At 70.7% G+C, this 26,531-nt stretch carries 25 protein-coding genes; 15 read left to right on the top strand and 10 right to left on the bottom strand.

All coding sequences use genetic code 11. The features are described 5' to 3' along the window. Positions 1-62 precede the first annotated feature (62 nt). On the top strand, positions 63-632 hold the full coding sequence (locus QMK34_RS15355) for an FKBP-type peptidyl-prolyl cis-trans isomerase (protein WP_326414628.1): 570 nt from the start codon (positions 63-65) through the stop codon (positions 630-632). A 64-nt stretch (positions 633-696) separates the two neighbouring features. On the opposite strand, the gene QMK34_RS15350 is transcribed toward QMK34_RS15355, so the two are convergent. Both QMK34_RS15350 and QMK34_RS15345 read right to left on the bottom strand, forming a co-directional pair. Continuing rightward, the gene (locus QMK34_RS15350; RefSeq protein WP_326414627.1) at positions 697-1,230 is read right to left on the bottom strand and encodes a GNAT family N-acetyltransferase; all 534 of its coding nucleotides are present in this window, start codon (positions 1,228-1,230) and stop codon (positions 697-699) included. Then, positions 1,227-2,198, bottom strand: a complete 972-nt coding sequence (locus QMK34_RS15345) for a quinone oxidoreductase family protein (RefSeq protein ID WP_326414626.1) — start codon at positions 2,196-2,198, stop codon at positions 1,227-1,229. The genes QMK34_RS15350 and QMK34_RS15345 overlap by 4 nt, the downstream gene beginning before the upstream one ends. Positions 2,199-2,297: 99 nt before the next feature. Between QMK34_RS15345 and QMK34_RS15340 the strand changes: the two genes are divergently transcribed. Together QMK34_RS15340 and QMK34_RS15335 are read left to right on the top strand one after the other, a co-directional pair. Continuing rightward, positions 2,298-2,600, top strand: coding sequence for a hypothetical protein (locus tag QMK34_RS15340; protein WP_326414625.1), 303 nt, complete (start codon positions 2,298-2,300; stop codon positions 2,598-2,600). Beyond that, positions 2,597-3,469 carry an ATP-grasp domain-containing protein gene (locus QMK34_RS15335; protein WP_326414624.1) on the top strand — a complete coding sequence of 291 codons (873 nt, stop codon included), beginning with the start codon at positions 2,597-2,599 and terminating at the stop codon, positions 3,467-3,469. Before QMK34_RS15340 ends, QMK34_RS15335 begins: the two co-directional genes overlap by 4 nt. 67 nt (positions 3,470-3,536) lie before the next feature. On the opposite strand, the gene QMK34_RS15330 is transcribed toward QMK34_RS15335, so the two are convergent. The 5 genes from QMK34_RS15330 to mptB form a co-directional block, all read right to left on the bottom strand. Next, positions 3,537-4,484 carry an acyl-CoA desaturase gene (locus tag QMK34_RS15330; RefSeq protein WP_326414623.1) on the bottom strand — a complete coding sequence of 316 codons (948 nt, stop codon included), beginning with the start codon at positions 4,482-4,484 and terminating at the stop codon, positions 3,537-3,539. A gap of 264 nt (positions 4,485-4,748) precedes the next feature. Beyond that, a complete protein-coding gene (locus QMK34_RS15325; protein WP_326414622.1) occupies positions 4,749-5,723 on the bottom strand; it encodes a COX15/CtaA family protein in 975 nt (324 codons plus the stop codon). 444 nt (positions 5,724-6,167) lie between these two features. Beyond that, entirely contained in the window at positions 6,168-6,968 is an 801-nt protein-coding gene (locus QMK34_RS15320) for an ABC transporter permease (RefSeq protein ID WP_326414620.1), read from the bottom strand. Continuing rightward, positions 6,965-7,891: an ABC transporter ATP-binding protein gene (locus QMK34_RS15315; RefSeq protein WP_326414619.1), complete on the bottom strand. Its 927-nt coding sequence runs from the start codon at positions 7,889-7,891 to the stop codon at positions 6,965-6,967. The genes QMK34_RS15320 and QMK34_RS15315 overlap by 4 nt, the downstream gene beginning before the upstream one ends. Positions 7,892-7,910: 19 nt before the next feature. Beyond that, complete coding sequence (mptB, locus tag QMK34_RS15310) at positions 7,911-9,497, bottom strand: polyprenol phosphomannose-dependent alpha 1,6 mannosyltransferase MptB (RefSeq protein WP_326414673.1); 1,587 nt, start codon at positions 9,495-9,497, stop codon at positions 7,911-7,913. 169 nt (positions 9,498-9,666) lie between these two features. On the opposite strand from mptB, the gene QMK34_RS15305 reads away from it, so the two are divergent. The 8 genes from QMK34_RS15305 to lepB all read left to right on the top strand — a co-directional run bounded on the left by QMK34_RS15305 (position 9,667) and on the right by lepB (position 16,914). After that, complete coding sequence (locus tag QMK34_RS15305) at positions 9,667-10,488, top strand: helix-turn-helix transcriptional regulator (RefSeq protein WP_326414618.1); 822 nt, start codon at positions 9,667-9,669, stop codon at positions 10,486-10,488. Continuing rightward, on the top strand, positions 10,485-11,933 hold the full coding sequence (gene sufB, locus QMK34_RS15300; RefSeq protein ID WP_326414617.1) for a Fe-S cluster assembly protein SufB: 1,449 nt from the start codon (positions 10,485-10,487) through the stop codon (positions 11,931-11,933). Before QMK34_RS15305 ends, sufB begins: the two co-directional genes overlap by 4 nt. After that, positions 11,934-13,106 (top strand): Fe-S cluster assembly protein SufD, encoded by a 1,173-nt coding sequence (sufD, locus tag QMK34_RS15295; RefSeq protein WP_326414616.1) that lies wholly within the window; start codon positions 11,934-11,936, stop codon positions 13,104-13,106. A gap of 35 nt (positions 13,107-13,141) precedes the next feature. After that, positions 13,142-13,912: a Fe-S cluster assembly ATPase SufC gene (gene sufC / locus QMK34_RS15290; protein WP_326414615.1), complete on the top strand. Its 771-nt coding sequence runs from the start codon at positions 13,142-13,144 to the stop codon at positions 13,910-13,912. A gap of 53 nt (positions 13,913-13,965) precedes the next feature. Beyond that, entirely contained in the window at positions 13,966-15,267 is a 1,302-nt protein-coding gene (locus QMK34_RS15285; protein ID WP_326414614.1) for a cysteine desulfurase, read from the top strand. After that, on the top strand, positions 15,267-15,716 hold the full coding sequence (gene sufU, locus QMK34_RS15280) for a Fe-S cluster assembly sulfur transfer protein SufU (protein ID WP_326414613.1): 450 nt from the start codon (positions 15,267-15,269) through the stop codon (positions 15,714-15,716). Before QMK34_RS15285 ends, sufU begins: the two co-directional genes overlap by 1 nt. Beyond that, positions 15,713-16,129 (top strand): metal-sulfur cluster assembly factor, encoded by a 417-nt coding sequence (locus tag QMK34_RS15275; RefSeq protein WP_326414612.1) that lies wholly within the window; start codon positions 15,713-15,715, stop codon positions 16,127-16,129. Before sufU ends, QMK34_RS15275 begins: the two co-directional genes overlap by 4 nt. Before the next feature lie 149 nt (positions 16,130-16,278). After that, positions 16,279-16,914 (top strand): signal peptidase I, encoded by a 636-nt coding sequence (lepB, locus tag QMK34_RS15270; RefSeq protein WP_326414610.1) that lies wholly within the window; start codon positions 16,279-16,281, stop codon positions 16,912-16,914. On the opposite strand, the gene QMK34_RS15265 is transcribed toward lepB, so the two are convergent. Next, positions 16,838-18,808: an ABC1 kinase family protein gene (locus QMK34_RS15265; RefSeq protein ID WP_326414609.1), complete on the bottom strand. Its 1,971-nt coding sequence runs from the start codon at positions 18,806-18,808 to the stop codon at positions 16,838-16,840. The genes lepB and QMK34_RS15265 overlap by 77 nt on opposite strands. Positions 18,809-19,090: 282 nt before the next feature. Between QMK34_RS15265 and QMK34_RS15260 the strand changes: the two genes are divergently transcribed. The 3 genes from QMK34_RS15260 to QMK34_RS15250 are packed head-to-tail and all read left to right on the top strand — an operon-like array spanning position 19,091 to position 21,582. Next, a complete protein-coding gene (locus tag QMK34_RS15260; RefSeq protein ID WP_326414608.1) occupies positions 19,091-19,633 on the top strand; it encodes a snapalysin family zinc-dependent metalloprotease in 543 nt (180 codons plus the stop codon). 51 nt (positions 19,634-19,684) lie between these two features. After that, positions 19,685-20,932 carry a sensor histidine kinase gene (locus QMK34_RS15255; protein ID WP_326414607.1) on the top strand — a complete coding sequence of 416 codons (1,248 nt, stop codon included), beginning with the start codon at positions 19,685-19,687 and terminating at the stop codon, positions 20,930-20,932. Then, positions 20,929-21,582, top strand: a complete 654-nt coding sequence (locus QMK34_RS15250) for a response regulator transcription factor (RefSeq protein WP_326414606.1) — start codon at positions 20,929-20,931, stop codon at positions 21,580-21,582. The genes QMK34_RS15255 and QMK34_RS15250 overlap by 4 nt, the downstream gene beginning before the upstream one ends. On the opposite strand, the gene QMK34_RS15245 is transcribed toward QMK34_RS15250, so the two are convergent. Next, the gene (locus QMK34_RS15245) at positions 21,566-23,245 is read right to left on the bottom strand and encodes a GGDEF domain-containing protein (RefSeq protein ID WP_326414605.1); all 1,680 of its coding nucleotides are present in this window, start codon (positions 23,243-23,245) and stop codon (positions 21,566-21,568) included. The two genes, QMK34_RS15250 and QMK34_RS15245, sit on opposite strands and share 17 nt — an antisense overlap. Positions 23,246-23,436: 191 nt before the next feature. Next, on the bottom strand, positions 23,437-24,597 hold the full coding sequence (locus QMK34_RS15240; protein WP_326414603.1) for a lycopene cyclase family protein: 1,161 nt from the start codon (positions 24,595-24,597) through the stop codon (positions 23,437-23,439). A gap of 203 nt (positions 24,598-24,800) precedes the next feature. Here QMK34_RS15240 and QMK34_RS15235 point away from each other — a divergent pair, with 203 nt between their 5' ends. After that, positions 24,801-26,363 (top strand): deoxyguanosinetriphosphate triphosphohydrolase family protein, encoded by a 1,563-nt coding sequence (locus QMK34_RS15235; RefSeq protein ID WP_326414602.1) that lies wholly within the window; start codon positions 24,801-24,803, stop codon positions 26,361-26,363. The last annotated feature ends 168 nt before the right edge of the window (positions 26,364-26,531 follow it).

The raw sequence follows: 26,531 nt of genomic DNA, 5'->3' as shown, positions 1-26,531 counted from the left end.
TTTGGTCGGTCAGACGGGTGGACCTGTTCACCGGGTCGGTCCAGGTGGCTACAGTGCCGGGCATGCGCACATTCGGCAAGATCGTGGTCGTCGCCGCGGCCGTCCTCTCGGTGGGGGCCTGCGGATCGAAGACGGACAACGCCGCCCCCGCGGCCACCCAGCCCTCGGCTCCCGCCAGTTCGGTCGCCCCCGCGGGCGCCGCGAGCAAGGGCAAGGAATGCACCGCGGAGGACATCAAGACCACCGGCAAGTTCGGTGAGAACCCGACCATCACCGTCCCGGACAGCTGCGACCCGCCGAAGAAACTGATCGTCAAGGATCTGTCCGAGGGCACCGGGACCGGCGCCAAGGCCGGGCAGCAGCTGACGATGAACTACTCGCTGGTCACCTGGTCGGACAAGAAGAAGCTCGACAGCTCGTTCGACCGGGGCGAGCCCTTCCCGCTGGCGCTCGGCACCGGCGCGGTCATCCCGGGCTGGGACCAGGGCCTCGTGGGCATCAAGCAGGGCGGCCGCCGTCTGCTGATCATCCCGCCGGACCTCGCGTACGGCCAGGGCGGCCGCGGCATCCAGCCGAACGAGACGCTGGTCTTCGTGACCGACGCCGTCACCGTCCCCAACGACAAGGGCTGACCGACTGCCCCTGAAGGCCACCTTCACGGCGTTTTACGCCGTGAAGGTGGCCTTCAGGGGCAATTCAGCCCTGGTGCTGCCAGACGCGGAGGGTGATCCGGCGGCCCTTGGAGGTCTCGTGGATCGGCGGCTGCTCGCTCAGGCGGTAGCCGGACTTGCCCGCCACCGCCTCGCTCGCGAGGTTCTCGGCCTCGATCTGCAGCGTGAGGGGCTCGAGGCCGAGCTCCAGCGCGTACGCCGTGAGCAGTCGTAACGCCCGGCTGCCCAGGTTTCGGCCCCGATACGCCGGGCCGACCGAGTAGCCGAGCTCGATGCCCTCCGCCGCCGCGTTCTCCCGGAACATCAGCACCTCGCCGAGCGGCTGGTCGTCGCCCTCGGTGATCGCCAGCTGGACCGCTTCGCCGTTCGCGTGCCGTCGCCTCGCCCGTTCGAGGTAGGCCACCGCGGCGGCCTTGTCGAACGGCGTGACCAGCGAGGTGTAGCGGCCCACGGCCGGGTTGTCGAACAGTGTCACCATCGCCGGGACGTCGTCGTCGGTCCAGCCGCGCAGCACCAGCCCGTCCCCGGTGAGCCGGACCTCGGCAGGCCAGCCCGTCACGGGATCAGCAGCACTTTGCCGGTGGTGCGACGGCCCTGCAGGTCCTCGTGCGCGTTGCGGGCGTTGGCCAGCGGGTAGCGCGCGCCGATCCGGATGTCCAGCGAGCCGTCCGCGATGGCCGAGAACAGCTCGCCCGCCCGCCAGTCCCGCTCCTCCTTGGTGCGCGTGTAGTGCGCGGAGGTGGGCCGGGTCAGGTAGAGCGAGCCGCCGGAGTTCAGCCGCTGCGGGTCCAGCGGCGGGACCGGACCACTCGCGGCGCCGAACAGCGCGAGCAGGCCGCGGACCTTCAGGCTCGCCAGGCTGCCGTCCACCGTGTCCTTGCCGACGCCGTCGTACACCACGGCCACGCCCTCGCCGCCGGTCAGCTCGCGGGTGACCTCGGCGAAGTCGACCTGGTCGTAGCGGATCACGTCGTCGGCGCCTGCCTCGCGGGCGAGCTGCTCCTTCTCCGCTGTCGACACCGTGCCGATGACGCGCGCACCACGCGCTTTCGCGAGCTGGATGAGCAGCAGCCCGACACCCCCGGCGGCGGCGTGGACCAGGATGTCGTCTCCGGCTTTGACCTCGTAGGTCGACGCGACCAGGTAGTGCGCGGTCATGCCCTGCAGCAGCGTCGCGGCGGCGACCTCGTCGGACACGCCCTCGGGCACCTTCACCGCGACATCCGCGGGCACCAGCTTGCGCTCGGCGTAGCTGCCGAGCGAGCCCTGCCAGGCCACCCGGTCCCCGGCGGCGAACCCGGTGACGCCCTCTCCGGCCGAGACCACGGTTCCGGCGCCTTCCAGGCCCAGCACGAACGGCAGCTCGATCGGGTAGATCCCGGCGCGCTGGTAGGTGTCGATGTAGTTGACCCCGGCCGCCGAGACGTTCACCAGCAGCTCGCCCGGCCCCGGTGCGCCGACCTCGACCTCGGCGAGCTGGAGCACCTCGGGGCCGCCGGTCTGCTTGACCTGCACTGCGGTGGGCATGCCTTACCTCCAGTTGTCGCCGAACTCGTCCTCAGACACAACTATGGCCGAGCCCACCGTTGTTCCGCGTCCCAGGGTCCTGGCGGTTAAGCTCGCCTCGTGGCTGAGCAGACCGAAGAAACCGTCGCCCCTAACGCCCGCCAGCTGGCGGCCGCCCGCTCGTTCGTCGAGCGGCACGGCAAGCCGTCGCGGGCGGTGGTGGAGAACATCGGCCGGATCGGCGCCAGGGTGGTGCTGGTCGGCGCCGACGGCGCGCTTGGCGACGTCGTGGTGCCGAGCCCGGCGACCGGCGACGCGCTGGTCGCGGCCGTCGAGGACCTCGAGGCCGCCGAGTGGGACAGCGCGACGGTGAAGGCCACCAAGATCGGCCCCGAGCACCGCCGCAAGATGGCCGGTAAATGACCCGCGAAGCGATCCTCGTCGCCTGCGCCAAGATGCCCGAGAGCAACGGCGACGAGCACGCCGTCCTGCCCGCGCTGCGTGATCTCGGCTTCGCGCCGCGCTGGGCGTCCTGGGACGACAAGACCGTCGACTTCGGCGCCGCCGAGGTGGTGATCCTGCGCGCGACCTGGGACTACCCCGACCGCCGCGAGGAGTTCCTCGACTGGTGCGAGTCCGTGCCCGCGCTGTGCAACCCGGCCGCGGTGGCGCGCTGGAACACCGACAAGACGTACCTCTCCGAGCTGATCGACGCCGGCGTGCCCACCGTGGCGACCACGCTGGTCGAGCCCGGCGACGACTTCCGCTGGCCGGACAAGGACTTCGTGGTGAAGCCTTCGGTCGGGGCGGGCTCCGTCGGTGTCGCCCGCTTCACCGCGGACGCCACCGGTGCCGCGGCCGGGCACCTGGCCAAGCTGCACGCCGAGGGCCGCACCGCGCTCATCCAGCCGTATCAGTCCAGTGTGGACACCGAGGGGGAGATCGCGCTCGTCTTCTTCGGCGGGATCTACTCCCACGCGTTCGCCAAGGGCGCGATGCTCGGCCGGTCCACAATGGACGCGTCGGGCATGTACGTGTCCGAAAAGCTCGCTGTGGCCAAGCCTTCCGCGGCTTTCCGCGCGTTGGCCGAGGACGCGCTGGACGCGGCCGCGTCCTTGCTGGGACTGCTGCGCGCAGAGCTGCTGTACGCCCGTGTCGACGTCGTCGGAGGCGAGGGTGGCAAGCCCCTGCTGCTCGAACTGGAGCTCACCGAGCCGTCGCTGGGCTTCCGTCAGGCCGACGAGGATGCTCCGCTGAGGTTCGCTTCGGCCGTCCGGCAGCAGCTCGCCTAGGTTCGTCACGCGGATGAGCCCGACGGCCTGGCCTTCGTCCGGTGCCCGTCACGTGGCTAGGGCTGAACTAGGCGGGTTTGACCCGCTTGGCCGCGAGCCGCTCGGCTTTCGGCCAGCGGACGTTGCTGGCCCAGCCGAACTTCTCGAACAGCCAGATCACCCGCGCGGAGACGTCCACCTGGCCGCGCAGCACGCCGTGCCGCGCGCAGGTGGGGTCCGCGTGGTGCGAGTTGTGCCAGGACTCGCCCATCGACAGGATCGCGAGCGGCCAGAAGTTCGCCGCCTTGTCGCGGCTGGCGAACGGGCGGTCGCCGACCAGGTGGCAGATCGAGTTCACCGACCAGGTGACGTGGTGGAGGAAGGCGATGCGCACCAGCCCGGCCCAGAAGAACCCGGTGATGATGCCCCACCACGACCAGCTCAGCAGGCCGCCGAGCACGGCGGGCAGCGCCAGGCTGAGCGTGGTCCAGAGCCAGAAATAGCGGTTGACGGTGCGGAGGTCGTCGTCGGCCAGCAGATCCGGGGCGAAGCGCTCGTAGCTGGTCACTTCGCGCTTGAACATCCAGCCCATGTGCGAGTGCCAGAAGCCGCGCAGCAGCGCGCCGGGCGTCGTGCCGAACAGCCACGGTGAGTGCGGGTCGCCCTCGCGGTCGGCGAAGGCGTGGTGGCGGCGGTGGCTGGCGACCCAGAAGATGACCGAGCCCTGCACGGCCATCCCGCCCGCGACGGCCAGCGCGATGCGCAGCGGGCGGCCTGCCTTGAAGGCGCCGTGCGTGAAGTAGCGGTGGTAGCCGACGGTCACGCCGAGCGTGCCGATGGTGTAGAACACCGCGGCCAGCCCGAGGTCGACCCAGGACATGCCCCAGCCCCACACGATCGGGATGGCGGCGACCAGTGCGATGAACGGGACCAGCAGGAAGGTCTTGAGGATCAGCATCTCCCCGGTTCCGCGTTCGCCGGAGATCAACGGCTTCGGGGCTGTCCTGGGCGCGGACTGCTCGGCGCTGGAGCTCATGGTGCTGAACCTCGCTGGGTTACTCGGGCGAATCGGACTTCTGGGGCGCTGCGTCGCGGTCGAGCCTAGGTGGTCGGCTTGGCGCCGATACCGCCGGTACGTGAAAATCTTATGGCATTCGCCTCAACCGGCGGGTTTGCCGGGCTCACCGGGAAACCGGGGACCTGTCGGCAAAGTCGTCGACTCGCCCACGCGAGTGAGGTCGATCACCCCGGCGAGTGCTGTCGCGTGTGTGCCGGTGTGGCCGGACGTGAATCCAGTTGCTCAGCTCGCGGTGGCGAGGCTCGGATCCGTGGCGGCGGCCGACTTCACCGGTGCCGGGCCGCGATCCCTGGCGGCGCACCAGAGCATCGCCGTCGCGACGATCACGAGCGCGGAGCCCAGGACGTGGAACGAGACCAGCGCCTCGGGCACGCCGAGGGCGTACTGCAGGGAGCCGAGGCCACCCTGGGCGAGCGCGACGATCCAGGTGATCACGTAGCGGCGGCGCAGGGGCTTCGGGGCGCCGGTGCGCCGCAGCTGGAGGCCGAAGGCGGCGAGCATCAGGAGGTACAGCACCAGGAGTCCGCCGTGGATCTGGGCGAGGAGCTCGACGGGGACGGCAAGGCGATGGGTGTTGGGGTCCCCGCTGTGCGGCCCGGCGCCGGTGACCGTGGTGCCCGCGACGAGGAGCGTCCACATCACCACTACCAGGCCGATCAGCAGCCTGCGGCCGGATTCGGGGATCAGCCAGCGCGCGGGTTCGTCGCCCTCGGTGAAGGCGCGCAGGAGCAGGACCGCCAGCCAGACCAGGGGAGTGGAGGCGAGGAAGTGGATCGCGACCGTCCACCATTCGAGCTTGGCGAGCACCGTCATCCCGCCGAGGACGGCCTGCAGGACGACGCCGGCGGGCATGGCCCAGGCCAGCTTCACCAGGCGGCGACGGCTCGGGTGCTCCATCTGCACGCGCCAGGCGGTGATGACGCACAGCGCGGCGACCAGGATCACCACGCCGGTGAGCATGCGGTTGCTGAACTCGATCCACTGGTTCAGGGCGTGCAGCTCGGGCCGGGGCTCGGGGACCAGGCTGCCGTCGACGCACTGTGGCCAGGTCGGGCAGCCGAGCCCCGAACCGGTGACCCGCACGACCGAGCCGGTCACCCCGATCCCGCCCTGCGCGACGACCGCCGCTATCGCGACGGCCCGCTGGACCGCACGGGATGGGTACGGCAACCGGGCGACAAGACTCCGAAACAACACCATCCGATGGTAGAACCCCGATCCTGAGAGCCCTTCCCCGGACCGCCTCCACCCCCCCGCCCCCCGACCGAAGAACCCGCGCTCCGAGCGCGGAACTCGCGCTCCCCGGTGTGGGACTCGCGCCCAGCCCGGCGAGTCCCACACCCACGGGCCTGAGTTCCACACTCGCGGGCCCGAGTTCCGCGTCGTGTCCGCGGTCCACGCACGGTTGACGGCGATTCACACACGCGTGACGTTCGTCGGCGCACGGGAACCGGCCAACATCACACGGGAACCGGCCCGTACGCGGACGGTGTTGGCCAGTTGGGACGTGCGTGGGCGGCGGCCGGGGGTGATTGGGCGGCGGACGTGTGTGCGGGGATTGCCGTCACGTGTGATTGGGCGGCGGATGGGTGTGTGGGGATTGCCGTCACGCGTGTTTGGGGGGACGGCGGAGCTGTTTGGCTAGGTGAGGCGGGTGGTGCGGGAGGCGAGGGCGCCGGCGGCGGCGGCCCAGACGGCCAGTACGGCCAGTGGGCCCCAGGCGAAGTGGCCGTTCATGAGGGCCTCGCGGAGGCCTTCGGCGAGGGCGCCGGAGGGCAGGAGGCTGACGACCGTGCCGATGCCGGACGGGAGCGAAGCCGGGGCCAGGAGGATGCCGCCCGCCAGGAGCAGGACGAACCAGACGATGTTCGCCAGCGCCAGTACGGCCTCCGCGCGCAGTGCGCCGCCGAGCAGGACACCCAGCGCGCCGAAGGCCAACGTCCCTATGATGAGCATCACGATGGCGGCGACCAGGCCGGACGGCGAAGGCGACCAGCCCAGCAGTGCCGCGACGATGCCGATGACCACGACCTGGATCGCGACGACGACCAGCGCGGCCACGACCCGGCCAGCGACCAGGAGCCAGCGGGGGAGCGCGGTGGCCGAAAGTCGTTTGAGGACACCGTATCGGCGGTCGAAGCCGAGTGCGATGGCCTGGCCGGTGAACGCCGAGGACAGCACCGCCAAGGCCAGGATCCGCGGCGTCACCCAGTCCACTTTGGACGCGGAGCCGAGGTCGGGCTCGGGCAGGATGTTCAGCAGGCTCAGGCCGATCAGCAGCGCGAGCGGGATGAGCAGGGTCAGCAGGATCTGCTCGCCGTGGCGCAGGGTCAGGCTCGCCTCGACCCGCGCGTGGGTGCGCAGCATCTTGCCGAGGCGGCCGCGGCCGGGCGCCGGGGTGAAGGTGCCCGCGGCGAACCGGGTGCTCTCGGTGGCTGTCATGCCCTCAGTTCCCGTCCGGTCAGCTCGAGGAAGACCTCTTCGAGCGTGCGCTTGCCGACGTGCAACTCCTCGGCGAGCACGCCCTGCTGCGCGCACCAGGCCGTGACCGTCGACACGACCTGCGGGTCGACCGGGCCTTCGACGAGGTACGCGCCGGGCGCGGACTCGTGCACCCGGTGTCCCTCGGGCAGCGCCGCGGCCAGCAGGCCGGTGTTGAGCCGGGTCCTCGCCTTGAAGCGCAGCTGGGCCGCGTCGCCCGCCTCGGCCGTGAGTGAACCTGGGGAGCCCTCGGCGATGATCCGGCCGTGGTCGACGATCACCACGGCGTCCGCCAGCGCCTCGGCCTCCTCCATCAGGTGGGTGGTGAGCAGCACGCTGACGCCGTCCGAGCGCAGCGCCTCCAGCAGCTCCCAGACCAGGCGCCGCGCCTGCGGGTCCATCCCGGCCGTCGGCTCGTCGAGGAACACCAGCTCCGGACGGCTGATCAGCGCGCAGGCCAGTGAGAGCCGCTGCTGCTGCCCTCCCGAGAGGCGCTTGAACGGCGTCTTCCTGACCTGCTCGAGACCGAGGATGTCCAGCAGCCAGGCCGCGTCGAGCGGGTCGGCGGCGCACGCGGCGACCAAGCCGAGCATCTCGTCGGCGCGGACGCCCGGGTACGCGCCGCCGCCCTGCGGCATGACGCCGATCCGCGGGCGCAGCGCGGCGCCTTCGCGGAACGGGTCGAGCCCCAGCACGCGCACGGTTCCGGAGTCGGGCCGCAGGAACCCTTCACAGATCTCGACGGTGGTGGTTTTGCCCGCCCCGTTCGGGCCGAGCAGCGCGAGCAGCGAACCTCGCTCCATCCGCAGGTCGAGCCCGTCGACGGCGGTGGTGGAGCCGTAGGTCTTCACCAGTCCGGTGATCTCGACGGCGGGGATGTTCACAACCGCCAACGATACGACCTCACGGTCCGGTCAGTTGCTCCGGGGACGGCCGGGAGAACAGGAGCGGGGAGATCCGGCGGACGACGAGCAGGGCGAGCACGGTGACCACGATCGCCGCGACGTAGGAGAACGGCAGCACGTACGAGCGGCCGTCGAAGGTGCTGCCGGTGGGCGGCAGCAGGAACGGCAGCACGGCGCTGACGATCGTCGCGGCCACCCGGAAGCGTGACGTCCCCGCGGAGGCGGCGAGCGGGATCACCGCCCACAGCAGGTACCAGGGCTGCAGGTTGACCTGCAGGACCATCAACGCCCCCAGCGCGACGCCGAGCCCGATCATCGGGCGGTAGCGCCACTTGAAGCTGTCCCAGAGGAACTTGACGGTGATGACCGCGGCGACCAGGTAGCCGAGGCCGCCGATGATCGGCACCAGCGCGTTGGTGTGGTTGCCAAGGCCCAGCGAGATGCCGAGCACGCCGTCGAGGTTGGCGATCTCGGCCGTCGGGGAGATCCACGAGCGGATCATTCCCGGGGTGCCGAGCGCGCCGATCCAGCCCCAGCCCAGGCCGGAGCCGACGCTCAGCGCCGTCAGCACCACGCCGAACAGGGCCGCCATCGGCAGCGCGGCCAGCGCGAGGTCCTTCAGCTTGCCGTGCCAGCGCCGGGCGACCATCACGGTGAAGAACGGCAACGCGAGCACCGCGGGCAGCTTCACCGCGACGCCGAGGGTGATCACCACCACGCCGAGTCCGATGAACAGCAGCTCACCCTTCGCCAGTGGCGGCGGGCTGTCGCCACTGATCCGCATCGGCAGCCTGCGGATGCCCAGTTCCAGCCCGGCGACCATGAGCCCGATGGCCAGCGCGTCGTTGTGGGCACCGGCGACGAAGTGGAAGATCAGCAGCGGGTTGGCGGCGCCGAGCCAGAGCGCGGTCACCGGCTGCACGCCGAACCGCTTGGCCAGCCGCGGCAGCGCCCAGACAATCAGGATCACGCCCACCAGAGCCAGTCCGCGCTGCAGCAGCACGCCCGCCACCACGTTGTTTCCTCCGATGGGGGACAGCCAGCTGCCCAGTTTGAGCAGCAGCGGGCCGTAGGGCGCCGGTGTCTCGCGCCACATGTTCGTCACCCCGGCGGTCAGCGGGTCGCCGATCCCCAGCGCCTGTGCGGGGCCCAGCACGTACGGGTCCATGCCACGGCGCACGATCTCGCTCTGCGCGACGTAGCTGTAGACGTCGCGGGAGAACAGCGGCGGGATGAACAGCAGCGGGGCGACCCACATCGTGATCGTGCGGGCCAGCTGACCCTGGGTCGCCACCCTCGCCCGATCGGGCCGGGAGAACCGGCCCAGCATCAGCCAGGCCAGGACCATCAGGGCCATGCCGGAGAAGCCGAGCGCCAGCGACACCGTGGGCAGCCGGGTGAACAGCCGCAGCACCGGGATCTCCTGCACCGGGTTGATCACCGGCGCGGCGCCGGCGCCGAGCGAGCCGAGCGCCAGGAACAGCGCGCCGACGGTGCCGAACCGGCGGACCACCACCAGCGCCCGCTGCTCTGTCCCGTCGAGGGGCTTGGGCGCACGCGGGCGCACGGGGGACAGGGTCGCCACCGAGCCCGGGGAGTCGATCGTGTCCGCCCCGGCCTCGTCGGTGTCCTGTTTCGCCGGATGCTCGCCCACTGCCACAGTGGAAGGGTAGCCACTCCGTTCGCGGGTGACTCGGGTCACTGGCCGACACCCCGCCTTTGCCGTCCCGCCGGAAATAAGACACACTTGTGTTGTGAAAAAGAACGGGACCTCGGATCCGACGGGTGGCGGCCTGCCCCGCGTCGCGTCTTCCGCTGTCCCGGTGCAGGTCAACGCCGAGGGGCGGACCCGCCACGAGGTCGCCAGGCTGCTGCTGGAGCAAGGTCCGATGGCCGCCGTGGTGGTCGCGGAGCAGCTCGGCATCAGCCCGACGGCCGTCCGCCGCCACCTCGACGCGCTGGTCGCCGACGGCGAGGCCGAGACCCGTGACGCGTCCCGTCGCGAGCCCCGCGGCCGTGGCCGTCCGGCCAAGCTCTTCCTGCTCACCGAGTCCGGCCGGGCCCGCTTCGGGCACGCCTACGACGACCTGGCCGTCTCGGCCATCCGCTTCCTGGCCGAGCACGCCGGTGAGGACGCCGTGCGCGCCTTCGCCGAGCGTCGCGTGGCCGCGCTCGTGGAGCCCCACCGGGGCGCCATCACCGCCGAGACCGAGCCCGTCGCGCGTGCCGAGGCCCTTGCCACCGCGCTGTCCAGGGAGGGTTACGCTGCGTCGACCCGTCAGGTCGGCGCCGGCGAGCAACTCTGCCAGCACCACTGCCCGGTCGCCCACGTCGCCGCGGAGTTCCCGCAGCTGTGTGAGGCCGAGACCGAGGCCTTCGCCAAGCTGCTCGGCACCCACGTGCAGCGGCTGGCGACCATCGCACGCGGTGACAACGCGTGCACCACCCACGTACCCGCCGTTTCGACGGGTATCCCGGCTGCTGTCGAGCCGGAGAGCACAGTGCCATCGAGGGCGGCTCAGTCGCGGCCCTCGGGGCGACCAGCACGGATCCCGGATGGAGGGAAACCCGCATGACTGCCGCTGCCGAGCAGCGCACTCCCACCACAGCGCCACTGTCCCAAGAAGAGACCATCGACTCCCTTGGTAAGTACGCGTTCGGTTGGGCCGACTCCGACAAGGCGGGCGCCGCAGCCCGTCGAGGACTGAACGAGGATGTCGTCATCGACATCTCCGACAAGAAGTCCGAGCCGGAGTGGATGCGCGAAGCACGCCTCAAGGCGCTCAAGCTCTTCGATCTGAAGCCGATGCCCAACTGGGGCGCCGACCTCTCCGGGATCGACTTCGACAACATCAAGTACTTCGTGCGGTCCAGCGAGAAGCAGGCCACCAGCTGGGAAGAACTGCCCGAGGACATTAAGAACACGTACGACAGGCTCGGCATCCCCGAGGCGGAGAAGCAGCGCCTCGTGGCCGGTGTCGCGGCCCAGTACGAGTCCGAGGTCGTCTACCACTCCATCCGCGAGGACCTCGAGGCCCAGGGCGTGCTGTTCCTGGACACCGACACCGCGCTGAAGACGCACCCGGAGCTGTTCGCCGAGTACTTCGGCTCGGTGATCCCGGCCGGGGACAACAAGTTCTCCGCGCTGAACACGGCGGTGTGGTCCGGCGGTTCGTTCATCTACGTGCCCAAGGGCGTCAAGGTGGACATCCCGCTGCAGGCCTACTTCCGGATCAACACCGAGAACATGGGCCAGTTCGAGCGCACCCTGATCATCGTCGACGAAGACGCCTACGTGCACTACGTCGAGGGCTGCACCGCGCCGATCTACCAGTCCGACTCGCTGCACTCGGCGGTCGTGGAGATCATCGTGAAGAAGGGCGCCCGCTGCCGCTACACGACCATCCAGAACTGGTCGAACAACGTCTACAACCTGGTCACCAAGCGCGCCAAGTGCGAAGAGGGCGCGACCATGGAGTGGATCGACGGCAACATCGGCTCCAAGGTGACGATGAAGTACCCGTCGGTGTTCCTCATGGGCGAGCACGCCAAGGGCGAGGTCCTTTCGGTCGCGTTCGCGGGCGAAGGCCAGCACCAGGACGCCGGCGCGAAGATGGAGCACCTGGCGCCGCACACCTCCTCGACGATCGTGTCGAAGTCGGTGGCGCGTGGCGGCGGCCGCACCTCGTACCGCGGCCTGGTCCGCGTCGCGAAGCGCGCGCACCACTCGCGTTCCAGCGTCGTCTGTGACGCGCTCTTGGTCGACACCATCTCGCGCTCGGACACGTACCCGTACGTGGACATCCGCAACGACGAGGTGTCGATGGGCCACGAGGCCACGGTCTCGAAGGTCAGCGAAGAGCAGCTGTTCTACCTGATGTCGCGCGGTCTCGACGAGGCCGAGGCGATGGCGATGATCGTGCGCGGGTTCGTCGAGCCCATCGCGCGTGAGCTGCCGATGGAGTACGCGCTTGAGCTGAACCGCCTGATCGAGCTTCAGATGGAAGGGTCAGTCGGCTAGATGTCTGTCGCAGAGAACAACGTTGCCGCTTCGCTGCGGGAGGGCGCTGTCATCCCGGCGGCTTCCCGCGCGGAGCGGTTCACCTCTTACGACGTCGAGGCCTTCGAGGTCCCGCGCGGTCGTGAAGAGAACTGGCGCTTCACGCCGATGAAGCGGCTGCGGGGCCTGCACGACGGCACCGCCGTCGCCACCGGCGAGATCACCCTCGAAGCCGACGCGGCCCCCGAGCTGAAGATCGAGACGGTCGGTCGCGACGACGAGCGCCTCGGTGTCGCCGGGGTGCCCAGCGACCGGATCGCCGCGCAGGCGTACTCGGCGTTCAAGCAGGCCACCATCGTGACGGTGCCCAAGGAGACCAAGGCCTCGAAGCCGTCGGTCCTGCGGATCACCGGCCCCGGCGCGGACAAGGTCGCCTACGGCCACCTGCAGGTGCGCGCGGAAGCGTTCGCCGAGGCCGTGGTCGTGCTCGACCACGTCGGCTCCGGCACCTACGCGGACAACGTCGAGTTCGTCATCGGCGATTCCGCGCGGGTCACCGTCGTCAGCGTCCAGGACTGGGCCGACGACGCGGTACACGTGTCCGAGCAGCACCTCAAGCTCGGCCGCGACGCCACGCTGAAGCACACCGTCGTCACGCTCGGCGGTGACCTGGTCCGCATCTCGCCCACGGCGACGTTCGCGGACAAGGGCGGCGACGTCGAGATGCTCGGGGTCTACTTCGCGGACGCGGGGCAGCACCAGGAACACCGGCTGTTCGTCGACCACGCGGTGCCCAACTGCAAGTCGCGCGTGATGTACAAGGGCGCGCTGCAGGGCGAGGGCGCGCACAGCGTCTGGATCGGTGACGTGCTGATCCGCGCGGCCGCCGAGGCGACCGACACCTACGAGCTCAACCGGAACCTCGTGCTGACCCCGGGAGCGCGCGCCGACTCGGTGCCGAACCTGGAGATCGAGACCGGCGAGATCGAGGGCGCCGGCCACGCCAGCGCGACGGGAAGGTTTGACGACGAGCAGTTGTTCTACCTCCAGTCGCGCGGGATCGCGGAGGACGCCGCACGCCGTCTGGTGGTGCGCGGGTTCTTCCACGAGATCCTGGTGAAGATCGACGTTCCCGAGGTGCGCGAGCGCCTGCAGGCGGCGATCGAGGCCGAACTCGAAGCCGTCAACGTCTGATTCCGCCCGCTACACAGACTCAGGAACTCAAAGCTATGGCAACCCTGAAAATCAAGGACCTGCACGCCTCGGTCACGACCGACGAAGGCCCCAAGGAAATCCTCAAGGGCGTCAACCTGACCATCTCCTCAGGCGAGACGCACGCGATCATGGGCCCGAACGGCTCCGGCAAGTCGACGCTGTCCTACGCGATCGCCGGTCACCCGAAGTACCAGGTGACCTCCGGCGAGATCACGCTGGACGGCGAGAACGTGCTCGAGATGAGCGTCGACGAGCGTGCGCGGGCCGGCCTGTTCTTGGCCATGCAGTACCCGGTCGAGGTCCCCGGCGTCTCGATGTCGAACTTCCTCCGCACCGCGGTCACCGCGACCCGCGGCGAGGCTCCCAAGCTTCGCCTCTGGGTCAAGGAGGTCAAGGAGGAGATGAACAAGCTCGAGATCTCGCAGGAGTTCGCGGACCGCAGCGTCAACGAGGGCTTCTCCGGCGGCGAGAAGAAGCGCCACGAGATCCTCCAGCTTTCGCTGCTCAAGCCGAAGTTCGCGATCCTCGACGAGACCGACTCCGGCCTGGACGTCGACGCCCTGCGCGTCGTGTCCGACGGCGTCAACGCGTATAAGGCGTCGAGCGAGGTCGGCGTCATGCTGATCACGCACTACACCCGCATCCTCAAGCACATCACGCCCGACTTCGTGCACGTGTTCGCCGGTGGCAAGATCGTCGAGTCCGGTGGCAAGGAACTCGCGGACGAGCTGGAGGAGCACGGCTACGTGAAGTACGTCGGCAAGGCCGAGCCCGCCGTCATCTGAGTTCGTGACGTACGTCCCGGAATCCCTGCTACCCACCGAGAGGAGTTGGCTCGATGACCACCACGGCGTCCAATCGACTGCCCAACTCTGTTCCGCTTGACGTGGCGGCGCTGCGCGCCGACTTCCCGATCCTGTCCCGCACTGTCCGGGACGGGAAACCCTTGGTGTACCTGGATTCCGGGGCGACCTCACAACGGCCGACGCAGGTGCTCGACGCCGAGCGCCGGTTCGTGGAGACGTCGAACTCCGCGGTTCACCGCGGCGCCCACCAGCTGTCCGAAGAGGCCACGGACGCCTACGAGTACGCCCGCGCGCGGACCGCGGAGTTCGTCGGCACCTCACCGGAGGAGCTGGTGTTCACGAAGAACGCCACCGAGGGCATCAACCTCGTGGCGTACTCGATGAGCAACGCCGCCACCGATACGACGCCCGCTGCTGCGTCTTTCGCTGTCGGCCCCGGCGACGAAATCGTCATCACCGAGATGGAACACCACGCGAACCTCGTGCCGTGGCAGCAGTTGTGCCAGCGCACCGGGGCGACGCTGAAGTGGTTCAAGGTCACGCCCGGCGGCAGGCTCGACCTGTCCGACATCGACGAGCTGATCACCGAGCGCACGAAGCTGGTCGCGTTCGCGCACCAGTCCAACGTGCTCGGCACGATCAACCCGGTGGCGGAGCTGGTCGCGGCGGCGAAGAAGGTCGGCGCGCTGACCCTGCTCGACGCCTGCCAGTCCGTGCCGCACATGCCGGTGGACTTCCGCGCACTGGACGTCGACTTCGCGGTCTTCTCCGGGCACAAGATGCTGGCCCCGTCCGGCATCGGTGTCCTTTATGGACGCAGTGAGCTGCTCGAGGCCATGCCGCCCTTCCTCACCGGTGGCTCGATGATCGAGCTGGTCCGGATGGAGAAGACCACCTTCGCCGCGCCGCCGCAGCGGTTCGAGGCCGGGGTGCCGATGACCTCGCAGGCCGTCGGGCTCGGTGCGGCCATCGACTACCTCTCGGTGGTCGGTATGGAGCGCATCGCGGCCCACGAGCACCTGCTCACGGCCGCCGCGCTGGGCGGGCTCGCGGAGAACAAGGGCGTCCGGATCATCGGGCCGACGGACATGGCCGAGCGCGGCGGGGCCGTCTCGTTCGTGATCGACGGCGTGCACCCGCACGACGCGGGGCAGGTGCTGGACAGTCTCGGCATCGCCGTGCGCGTCGGGCACCACTGCGCGTGGCCGCTGCACCGGGCCTGCTCGGTCCCGGCGACCGTGCGCGCGTCGTTCTACCTCTACAACACACTGTCCGAAGTGGACGCACTGGTGAAGGGCGTCGGCGAGGCGCAGAAGTTCTTCGGGGTGGCCTGATGAATCTCGAAAGCATGTACCAGGAGATCATCCTGGACCACTACAAGCACCCGCACGGCCGCGGCCTGCGCGACCCGTTCGACGCCGAGTCGTTCCAGGTCAACCCGACCTGCGGCGACGAGGTCACGCTGCGGGTGAAGCTCGAAGACGGCAAGGTGGCGGATGTCTCCTACGACGGCCAGGGCTGTTCGATCAGCCAGGCGTCGACTTCGGTCTTGACGGATCTCGTCGTGGGGCACACCGTGGAGGAGGCGTTCACCACCATGGACGCCTTCGTGGAACTGATGCAGGGCCGGGGCAAGATCGAACCGGACGAAGAAGTGCTCGAAGACGGCATCGCGTTCGCGGGCGTCGCCAAGTACCCCGCGCGGGTCAAGTGCGCGCTGCTCGGTTGGATGGCGTTCAAGGACGCGGTTGCCCGGACGACCAGTGGAGTTGAATCAGCGTGAGTGAAGTGGACACCGAAGAGACGGCCGAGACCCGCGAGGGCCGTACCGCCGCCGACCTGGACAAGGCGGCCGCCGAGGCGGTGCCCGCCGCCGACCTCGCCAAGCTCGACGACGTCGAAGAAGCGATGCGCGACGTGGTGGACCCCGAGCTGGGCATCAACGTCGTCGACCTCGGCCTGGTGTACGACATCCGGGTCGAGCCGGACAACACCGCCACCATCGACATGACCCTGACGTCGGCGGCCTGCCCGCTGACCGACGTGATCGAGGACCAGGTCTCCTCCGCACTGACCGGCGGCGCGGGCCTGGTCAAGGACTTCCGCATCAACTGGGTCTGGATGCCCCCGTGGGGCCCGGAGAAGATCACCGACGACGGCCGCGAGCAGCTACGCGCCCTCGGCTTCACCGTCTGACCCTCGCTCTCACCGGCGCGATGGGGGTCGGAACCCTTCGCAAGTGTCATGAAAGGGTCTTTCCGGGCAATTTTTGTCCTGAAAGACCCTTTCATGACACTGCGAACGTAACGACGCCGGGTGGTCGGCGATGGATCGGGCGCGGTGCGATGGCCGACGTCTTCCCGCCTGGCACCAGGATCCTCTACCGGCCGGGAGTCGACCAGGAGATCCATCGCGGCGACATCGTCGTGGTCGATTTGAGCGCGTACCGCGATCCGCTGGGGTCGAGGGGCACCGTGGTGCAGCGCGTGATCGGGGTCGGCGGTGACACGGTGGTCTGCTGTGACAGCTCGTGGAACCTCGTCATCAACGGCAAGTCCGTTGTGGAGGGCTACGCCGTGAAGTCCACAGTGGCGGGTCACGTCCCGGGGGCGACGGTGACGTTCTCCGCCAAGGTGCCCGAGGGAACGCTGTTCCTGGCGGGCGACATCCGGAACGACTCCTTGGACTCCCGTGCCTTCGTGGGCGAACCCGGAGGCGGCGCCGTTCCGCTGTCCGAGGTGTACGGGGTCGTCGCCGCCAGCGGCAGCCTGCTCGCGGCCTCACCGCTTCCCCCGGTCACCGCCTTCACCGACGCGGGCCTGCCGGGAGCCCCCGTGAGCGACGGCCGGTACCGGATGCTGGTGGTGATGATGGGCGGCGGCGCGATGCTGTTCCTGGCCGGGTTCATCGCTTCGATCGTGACTGCTGTCCTGTTCGCCGGAAGACGACGAAGAGCAGCCTCAGCCCCACCAGCGCACTGACCACGAGCAGGTTGTAGCCGAACATCTGGGGCAGCGTCAGGTCCGGCAGGAGGCGCGGGCCGCCGGAGCTCGACAGCAGCATCGCGGCCATCAGCCCGCTCGCGCCGCCGACGAAGGCCAGCAGGATCTCGTGGATCAGCCCGGTCACCACGTCGCGGTCGCGTTCGTCGGAGAACAGGCGGATGTTGACCGAGAGCCTGCCCTGTTCCAGCGCGTTGCCGATGCGGTCGATCCGCCGGGGCAGCCGCCGCAGCACCGGCAGCAGCGCCATCAGCTCGTTGGTCGCCGTGCGCCGCAGCGAATCGGGCCGCAGCCCGGCGCCGACCTGCTCGGCGGCGAACGCCCGCGACTCGCGCACGACGTTGAACCCGGGCGCCAGCAGGCCCAGCGTGCCCTCCAGGGTGGCGAGCGAGCGGAACACCGCCGCGATGGGCGGCGGGACGTTCAGCCGGAAGTCGGTGACCACGCGCATCAGGTCGGTGAACATCTCGACGTCCGGCGCCTGGCCATGGCTGAAGTGCTTTGCCACCAACGTGCCGAGCGCCCGCTCCAGCCGCTGCTCGTCGATCTGGTCCGGCCGGTCGACGATCTCGAGCAGGCCGTCGCGCAGCCCGGCCGGGTCGCCGCGGTCGAGCGCGAGCACGAGGTTCTGCAGCCCGCCGCGCAGCGCGGAGTCCAGCCGCCCGACCGAGCCGAAGTCCAGCAGGCCGAGCCTGCCGTCGGCCATCAGCAGGACGTTGCCGGGATGCGGGTCCGCGTGGAAGACACCGCTGATCATCACCTGTTCCAGCACGCACCGCAGCAGTGAGCGGGCCAGCGGGCCCCGCTCGTGCACCGGGACGGTGTCCTTCGCCGCGGCGAGCGGTTTCCCGTCGAGCCGCCGCATCACCAGCACGCGGTCCGTGGACAGTTCTTTGTGGACGGTCGGCAGGGCGATCTCGGCACCGTCGTAGGCGGCGGCCACCGCCATGATGTTGCGGGCCTCGGTGCGGAAGTCGAGCTCCTCCGCCAGTGCTTCGGCGAACCCGTCGGCGAGGTCGACGACGCCGAGCCCTCGGGCCCAGTCGGCGCGGGCCTCCAGCGAAACCGCGACCCGGCGCACGATGTCGAGATCGCTCTCCACCACCGATTCCACCCCGGGACGCTGCACCTTGACCACCACGTCCTCGCCGGTGTGCAGCCGCGCGCTGTACACCTGCGCGATCGACGCCGCGGCCAGCGGCTCGGGGTCGAACTCGGCGAAGACCTTGTCCGGTGCGGCCCCGAGCTCCTCCCGCAACAACCGCGCGACGGCGGTCACGTCGGCGTGGGCGACCTGGTCCTGCAGCCTGCTCAGCTCGTCGACGAACACCGCCGGGAGCAGGTCGGCGCGGGCAGACAGCACCTGGCCCAGCTTCACGAACGTCACCCCGCCCTCTTCCAGCGCGCGCCGCAGGGACCGGGCGAGTTTGGCGTGCCGCACCGTGGCCAGCCCGGTCTCCCGGCGGCCGGTCAGGTACCGGCCCAGCCCGTGCTTGATCGCGATCCGGCTGATCTGCGAGTAGCGCCGGGCACGGCCGAAGCGGGCGCGCAGCGACCGGACGCGGCCGAGCAGGCCGAATCCCACCCCGCCGGGCGACGCGATCTCGGCCACGAACAGGAACACCAGCGTCGCGACGAACGCGGCGCCCGCGGCCGGGACCAGCAGGCCGACCAGCGTCGAGGGATGGGCGTACACGTCGTGGGAGAACCCCTGGACGATCGCGCCCGCCACCAGCCAGCCGATCCCGGCGCCGATCAGGGCCCGCACGGTGCCGATCCGGACGCCCAGCACCCGGCGCGAGGCGACCACGAGCGGCCACAGCATGAGCGTGTACAGCGGCAGGCTGAGCAGTACGAGCAGCAGGTTCGGCATCGCAGTCCCTCACGTCGGGCCCGCCGGTCGCGGGTGGCTGTGAAGAAGCACACCAGTTCCGCGGGGCGGGCGGTTCCCGCTCGGGTCCGCCCCGGCTCCCTCCGGAGAGTGAACTGTCTCCGAGGGGCTGGACCACGCTCTGTACCGGTTCCCCTACTTTCGGACGTGGCCCCGGGTGTCCGTGGGGTCCTAACGTCGTGCACCGAACCGCGGTTTCTCATTCCCCTCAGTCACACATCCTGAACGTGAGCGGCGCATTCTTGCGCGGACCAAGGAGAGACGATGAACGGACGCGGGATCGGGCGAGTGCTGGCAGTGGCACTGGCCGTGGCGGCACCGCTGGGCGCGGGACTGATCGCGGGCCCAGCCGCGCAGGCGGCCCAGGTCACCACCATCTACTACACCTCGAGCGGTGCCCCGGACTACGTGGCCCAGATCGACCAGGGCGCGGCGAACTGGAACGCCGCCGTCAGCGACATCAAGCTGGTCAAGCGCTCGGGCGGCACCGTGGTGTTCCACGAGACCCACAGCGGTGGCAGCTACACCAACACCAACGGCCACGGCCGTGGCGACATCTACCTCGACACGTCGCAGGTCGCCGAGGGCAACGACCCGACGCGGATCGCGGCCCACGAGGTCGGCCACAACCTTGGCCTGCCCGACCACTACACCGGCCCGTGCTCCGAGCTGATGTCCGGGCACGGCCCCGGCATCTCGTGCAAGAACGCGAAGCCGGACGCCCGTGAGTCGGCGAAGGTCCAGGCCAACTTCGCCAACGGCTTCGCCGCCACCCAGGCGGCCGAGTTCCACGTGGTCGTCTACTGACTCCCGCCAGGGAGTGAAGCGCGCGGGGACGTGTCCTGACAAGATCGGGGCATGTCCCTGCGGCGTCCGCTAGGCCCGCTGCTGTCGAAGGTCACCTACCGGCGGTGGGTGTACCTGATCCTCGGCGGCGCGATCAGCGTGCCCTACCTGCTGTTCGCCGCCATCCTGATCCCCTCGCTGGTCCCGGTGGTGGCCTCGGCCTCGAACGCGGCCGTGTTCGGGCTGGTGGCCGCTTTCGTGGTGACGATCGCCTCTTCGTTCATCCCCGCGGTGCGCGCGCTCGAGGGCGTCGCCGTGCGGGAGCTGCTCGACGATCCGGTGCCAGGGGTGGTGTTCGGCCCGGCGAGCGGCTGGCCGGTGCGGCTGCGGTCGAGCGCGATGTACCTGCTGCACGTGGCGGGCGGCTTCGGGATCAGCCTGGTGAGCCTGCTGGTCCCGGTCGGTTTCGGCTTCTCGGTGGCCGCCCCGTTCACCGGCCGGATCGAGCTCTCCGCCGGCTCGCCGATCGTCGTGCCGAAAGGCTGGGTCTCCGCCTGGATCCCGGCGTTGTTCCTGCTCGGCATCGTGCTGCTCGCCTACGTCGCCTGGGCTGTCGGTGGCGTGCTCAGGCGGTGTTCGGTGGCGCTGCTCGGGCTGTCCGCGGCCGACCGGATCACCCAGCTGGAACGGCGTACCGAGCAGCTGGCGGAGCGCAACCGGCTGGCCAGGGAGCTGCACGACTCGGTCGGCCACGCGCTGAGCGTGGTGACCATCCAGGCCGGCGCCGCCCGGCGCACCCTGCGCACCGATCCGGAGTTCACCGAGCAGGCGCTCGGCGCGATCGAGGAATCGGCGCGAGCCGCGCTCGACGACCTCGACCACGTGCTCGGCCTGCTGCGGGACGAAGCCGCGGGCCGGGCCCCGCAGGCCGGGCTCGCCGAACTGCCCGCGCTGCTGTCCGCGACCAGGCTCGCCGGCGCCGACGTCGAGGCCGAGGTCCGGGGCGAGGCCCTGATCGCCGACGTCCCGCCGGTGGTGTCCAGGGAGACGTACCGGATCCTGCAGGAATGCCTGACCAACGCGCTGCGGCACGCCGGTAAGGTTCCGGTCACGGTACTGGTGGAGGTCGGTGAAGACCGCCTCGACCTGCGGGTGTCGAACCGGCTCGGCGGCGTTTCCGTGCCCGGCCGCGACGGTGGCGGCCGTGGCCTGCGGGGCATGGCCGAGCGGGTCGAGGTGCTGGGCGGGACCCTCTCGGCCGGGCTCGCGGACGAGCGGTGGGAGGTCGTGGTGACGGTGCCTTGGGGGAAACGGCGATGACGGTCGGTGTGCTGCTGGTCGACGACGAGCAGCTGATCAGGGCGGGGCTGCGCGCGATCATCGCGTCCGAGCCCGATCTGGCGGTGCTCGGGGAGGCCTCGGACGGGGCCGAGGTGCCGGGACTGGTCTCCCGGCTGCGGCCGGACGTGGTGCTGATGGACGTGCGGATGCCGTCGGTGGACGGGATCAGGGCCACCGCGCACCTGATGTCCACGATGGACACCCCGCCGAAGGTGATCGTGGTGACCACCTTCGAAAACGACGACTACGTCTACGACGCGCTGCTCGCCGGGGCGAGCGGGTTCCTGCTGAAGCGGGCCCGGCCGGAGGAGATCGTCGCGGCGGTCAGGACGGTGGCCGCGGGGGAGTCGCTGCTGTTCCCGGCGGCGATCCGGCGGCTGGCCGAACAGCGTTCCCGCGGCGCGGGCGGTGACGCGCTGGCGAAGGCCGGGCTGACCGAACGCGAGCAGGAAGTGCTGCGGCTGATGGCCGCCGGACTGTCCAATGTGGAGATCGCGGGCAAGCTCTTCCTCGGGGTGCAGACGGTGAAGACCCACGTGGGCAACGTGCTCGGCAAGCTCGGCGCCCGCGACCGGACCCAGGCCGTCGTCAAAGCCTACGACAGCGGGTTCGTCACGCCGACCGGCTGACGCTGACCGCGCGCTGCTCCGGCATCGGGTGTCCGCCGATGCCGCGCAGCACCTCGACCCGGTCGGAGCCGGGCCGCCCGAGCACCCAGCTGGACCCGGCGACGGCCTTGGCGCGCTTCTTGAGCGGCGCCAGCAGCCGTGAGGCGTCGCGGTAGGAGCCGATCGTCCTGGTGCCGCACACCAGCGTCGCCAGCGAGACGGTCACCGGCATGCCCTCGGCCGACCACGGGGTGTCGAGCAGGGCGGCGGCGACGGTGGCGATCTCGTCGAGGTCGCAGGCGATCAGGAAGTCGTCCCCGCCGACGTGGCTCACCCGCATCCGGCGCAGCCGCGACTCCAGCTCGCTCAGGGTGCGCCCGAGGGTGCGGATGAGGTCGTCGCCGACGGCGAACCCGGCCGTGTCGTTGACCGTCTTGAACGAGTCGACGTCCAGCCAGCCGGCCACGAACTGCTCGCCGGCGGCGATCCGGCGGTCGACGTCGCGGGCGAGGGTGTCGCTGCCCGGCAGCCGGGTGAGCGGGCTGAGCGCGACGGCCTCCTCGACCTTCGCCTCGGCGACCCCGCGGACCACCTCGGTCACCTGCACCACGCCCCGGCACCGGCCGCCGCCGTCGACCACGACGACGTCGTCGCCGGTGCGGCCCCAGGCGGCGTCGGTGACCAGTTCGAGGAACTCGAGCGCGCTCGCGTCGGCGTGGATCGTGTGCGGGGTGTCGGCGAGCCGGGCGGCCGGGCGCTTGGCGTGCAGGGCGTGCCCGTACAACCCGGTGACCGCGACCAGGAACCGCGTCCGGTCGACAGACCATTGTGGACGGTTCAGCGCGTCGACGCCGACGATGCCGGACGGACCGTCTTCGGCCACCAGGATCTGGCGGACGTCGTCACAGGTCGCGGTTTCCGGCAGCGTCGCGGCCGGCCGGAGGAAGTCCTCGATCCGCTGGGCCTGGCCGGTGCTCTTGAGCGGCGTGGCCTGTGCCAGGTCGTGTTCGACGCCTGGCCGCGCGAACAGGTTGCCCTGTGCGATCCGGACACCCAGCCCGCGGGTGGCGTCGAGCTGCTCCTCGGTCTCGATGCCGGTCGCGACCAGCCGGACGTTGGTGCGCGAGGTGAACAGCAGCAGCGCCTCGACCACGGCGACGGCGCCGGGGTCGCCGGGCAGCTTCCGCAGCACGCTGCGGTCGAGCTTGAGCAGGTCCACCGGGGCGGCGGTGAGCAGCACGAGCGGGAGGTCGCCGTGGCCGAGCCCGTCGAGCGCCAGCCGGAAGCCGAGCTCGCCGAGGCGGCGCATACCCTCGATGGTCTCCTCGGCGGGCGCGTGGGAGAAGGGCGGCCCGATCTCGAGCACCACGTCGCGGGTGCGGCGGCCGGTCTCGGCGAGCGCGTCGGTCAGCGGCTCGAACGCCGAGGCCGGGGCGGCCAGGGTGGGCGCGGAGAGGTTGAGGTGCAACGGCAGCGGGTTGTGCTGCCGGGACTCCTGCAGGACGGCCGAGGCCGCCAGCGCTATGTCGACTTCGGACAGCCTGCCTTCGCGGCGGGCCTTGGCGAGGAGCTGGTGGGCCGTGCCCCGGCCGGGCCGGGCGAGCGCTTCGAGCGCCACGACCCCACCGGTGTGCAGGCTGTACAACGGCTGGAAGGCGAATCGGACCGCGCGTGGCGTCGTCACCCTTCGATGTTCGCTGGTGAGGCGGGGAAACGAAACCGATGTCGGCTGATGTTCACCGCTTGGGAACCAGGGTTACCTGAAACGGAGTAGTCCCGAGACACACTGTCACCCGATCGGGGGTGATCCTGGCTACTACTGACCGCGAAAGCTGAACGCGAGTGAATTCTCCACCATTCTCGGCAGAGAAGGTTTCACCTTCTCCGGGCAGGAGGCAGTGCGGGCAGCACCAGCCGCCGCCGGACCGCCCAGGGCGCGTCACGGAAGAGTTCGGTCATCGCCGCCGTCGTCCCGGCGACGTCCTCGCGGCCCGAGGTGAAAGCGCGCTGGGAAGGCTCGGGCAACGCGAAGAACCGGTCGAAAAACGACGGAATCGCCGAGGGCGGCATCCCGCGCAGCGCCCGGAGTCCGTGCCGCCGCAGGAGGTGCACGGCCCGCGCGGACGGCGTCCACAGGCACCGGTGCGCCGCTTTCACCGCCGCGCCGGGACCACGGCCGAGATTCTCCGCGAGCGCGTCCGCCACGACGGGCGCCAGCCGCAGCGAGGTGGCCAGGCTGTAGCCGGTCGCCGGGTTGACCAGTCCGGCGGTGACGCCGAACGGGACCGTCGGCCCCCGGGCGGGCACTGGCGCGTCGAGCACGATGCGCACCTTTTCTTCCCTTCCGTGCCAAGGGATTCCCGCGGCGGCGAGCCGTGACCGGAGCCGGGCCGCGAGGACGACCGTGTCGAGCCCCGGGCGGCGGGCGAGGCTGGTTTCCTCGACGAGGACCTCGCCGCCGCCCACCGGGATCGCGTACAGGAAGCTCGGTTCGGCCGCGGCCGCGCGCCAATCCATGAACACCGCGGTGGTGGCCGAATCGGGCACGAGCGCGTCCGCGACCGCGGCGGGCAGCACGAGCCCGAACGCAGTCTGCTCGGCGCGGGGCGTCCCGAGCGCGCCGCCGGTCAGCACCCGGCGCTCGCCGGAGGCGTCCACGACCACCCCGGCCGCCAGCCTGCGTCCGTCCGCCAGCCGCACGGTCGCGCCGTGGCCGCCGTGGTCGACCCGTTCCACCCGGCCGGTGAGCACCTCGACCCGGTCGTCGGTCAGCCAGGCCCGCAGGCCACGGTTGGTGAGCACCAGGTAACTCCGGGACAACCGGTGCGCGGTGGTGCCATAGGCGAGCGCCGACGCCGGCGCGGCGGCCACCGCCGTCGCCGGGAGAGCGGGGACCTCGTCCGCCCACAGTCCGTAGGTCGGCGGCCAGTGCCGCCTCGGCGCCGGGTCCACCAGCGCGGTCGTGAGCCCGCGCCGCGCGCACTCGCGCGCCAGCGCCAGCCCGGCCGGGCCCGCTCCGGCGATCAAGACGTCCACCCGCTGTTTCTACCGCACTTCCCTGCCGCGGGACCGGTGCCGCGGCGGATACGGTGACGCGCATGGACGGCTGGGCGGATGCCGGGCCGCGGCGGATACGGTGACGCGCATGGACGGCTGGGCGGATGCCGGGCCGCGGCGGATACGGTGACGCGCATGGACGGCTGGGCGGATGCCGGGGTGCGGCGGATACGGTGACGCGCATGGAACAGACGGATCCCCGGACCTGGCGGCGCGATCCGGTGAGCGCCGCCGGCGGGTTCACCGACCTGGCGACCAGCCCCTTCCGGGCGGACAGGGACCGCATCGCGGCGTCGCCGTTCTTCGCCCGGCTCGGCGGGGTGACCCAGGTGGTCAGCGCGGGCGGCGCGGGCCTGCTGCACAACAGGCTGACCCACAGTCTCAAGGTCGCCCAGGTCGCGCGCGCGATCGCCGAGCGGATCGCCGGGTCGAGCGAGTCCGCCGAACTCGCGGCCAAACTCGGCGGCTGCGATCCCGACGTCGCCGAGGCGGCGGCGCTGGCCCACGACCTCGGGCACCCGCCGTTCGGCCATCTCGGCGAGCAGACGCTCGACCGGATCGCCCGGCACCGGTTCGGCCTCGCCGACGGGTTCGAGGGCAACGCGCAGACGTTCCGGATCATCACCACCACCGACGTCCGCGGGCCGTCCGCGATCGGCCTCGACCTCACCACCGCCGTGCGCGCCGCGGTGCTCAAGTACCCGTGGGCCCGGCTGCACCGGCCCGACCCGCATCCGTCGGCGATGCGCGTCCCGCCGCGCGGCGCCGCCGAGCCGGAGGACGCGCCCGGCACCGGGTCGAGCAAATTCTCCACCTACAGCACCGAACTCGATGATTTCCGGCAGTCCCGCGCGCCGTTCGAGTCCCGTGTGGAGGGTTGGCAGCAGACCGTCGAAGCGTCCGTTATGGACACTGCCGACGACATCGCCTACGCCATCCACGACCTGCAGGACTTCCACCGCATCGGGGTCCTGCAGCACGCGCCGGTCGCCGCCGAGCTGGGGGAGTGGATCGACCACGCGCTCGAGCTCGCCTCGCTCGACGACTCGACGCTGGACGCCGAGCGCCGCCGTCCGGGCCGCTCGCTCGAGCGGCTCCGCCGTCGCATGCACGCGAAGGACAGCTGGATCGTCGACGACGACGCGTTCGCCAGCGCCGTCCGCCGGGTCCGCGCCGAGCTGGTCGACGGCCTGCTCGAGACCCCGTTCGACGGCTCGAACGAGGCCGAGCTGGCGACCGCGGTCTTCTCCGGCCGCTGGACCTCCCGGCTGGTAGACGGGGTGCTGGTGGTGCCCTCGCCGTCGACCCGGTCCGGGCACGTGAGCCTGCGTCCCGCTCAGTGGCACGAGGTTCAGGTGCTGAAGTTCGTCCACCGGCGGTTCGTCCTGCTGCGGCCCGACCTCGCCCTGCACCAGCGCGGCCAGGCCGGCCTGGTCTCGAACCTGGTCGACGCGCTCGACGCCTGGCTCGGCGACCGCGACGAGGTCTACCGGCTGCCGCGGCGGCTGCACGACCTGGTCGAGCTGGCCCACGCCGAGTACAGCGAGCTCGCCAGGACGGCCCCTGAGCTCCTCGTCGGCGCGACCCGGGAGCCGGTGAGCGGCGCGGACGCCGTCCGCGGGCTGGCCAGGGGGCGCGCGGTGATCGACTTCGTGGCTTCGCTGACCGACAAGCAGGCGGTGACGCTGCTCGACGCGCTGTCGGGCCGGTCGACCCAGCCGTGGTCGGACTCGTTCGTCCTCTGAGGAGCCCGGGGGCCGCTGAGAGACCACGAGTCGCCGACGAGTTGCGGGCTCGTTGTCCGGCGGTTGTCTCGTCTTGTCCGCTGTCTTGTCCGCTGTCTTGTCCGCTGTCTTGTCCAGTGTGGACAGGTTTGACCGTGCGGAACGAGTTCGGAGAGTAACCGGAAATTA

Origin of the sequence: Amycolatopsis sp. H20-H5, assembly GCF_035828755.1 — a bacterium.
Classification (GTDB): Bacteria; Actinomycetota; Actinomycetes; order Mycobacteriales; family Pseudonocardiaceae; genus Amycolatopsis.
Note: the sequence above shows the minus strand (reverse complement) of the source record. Positions and strands in the feature narration are given on the sequence as shown.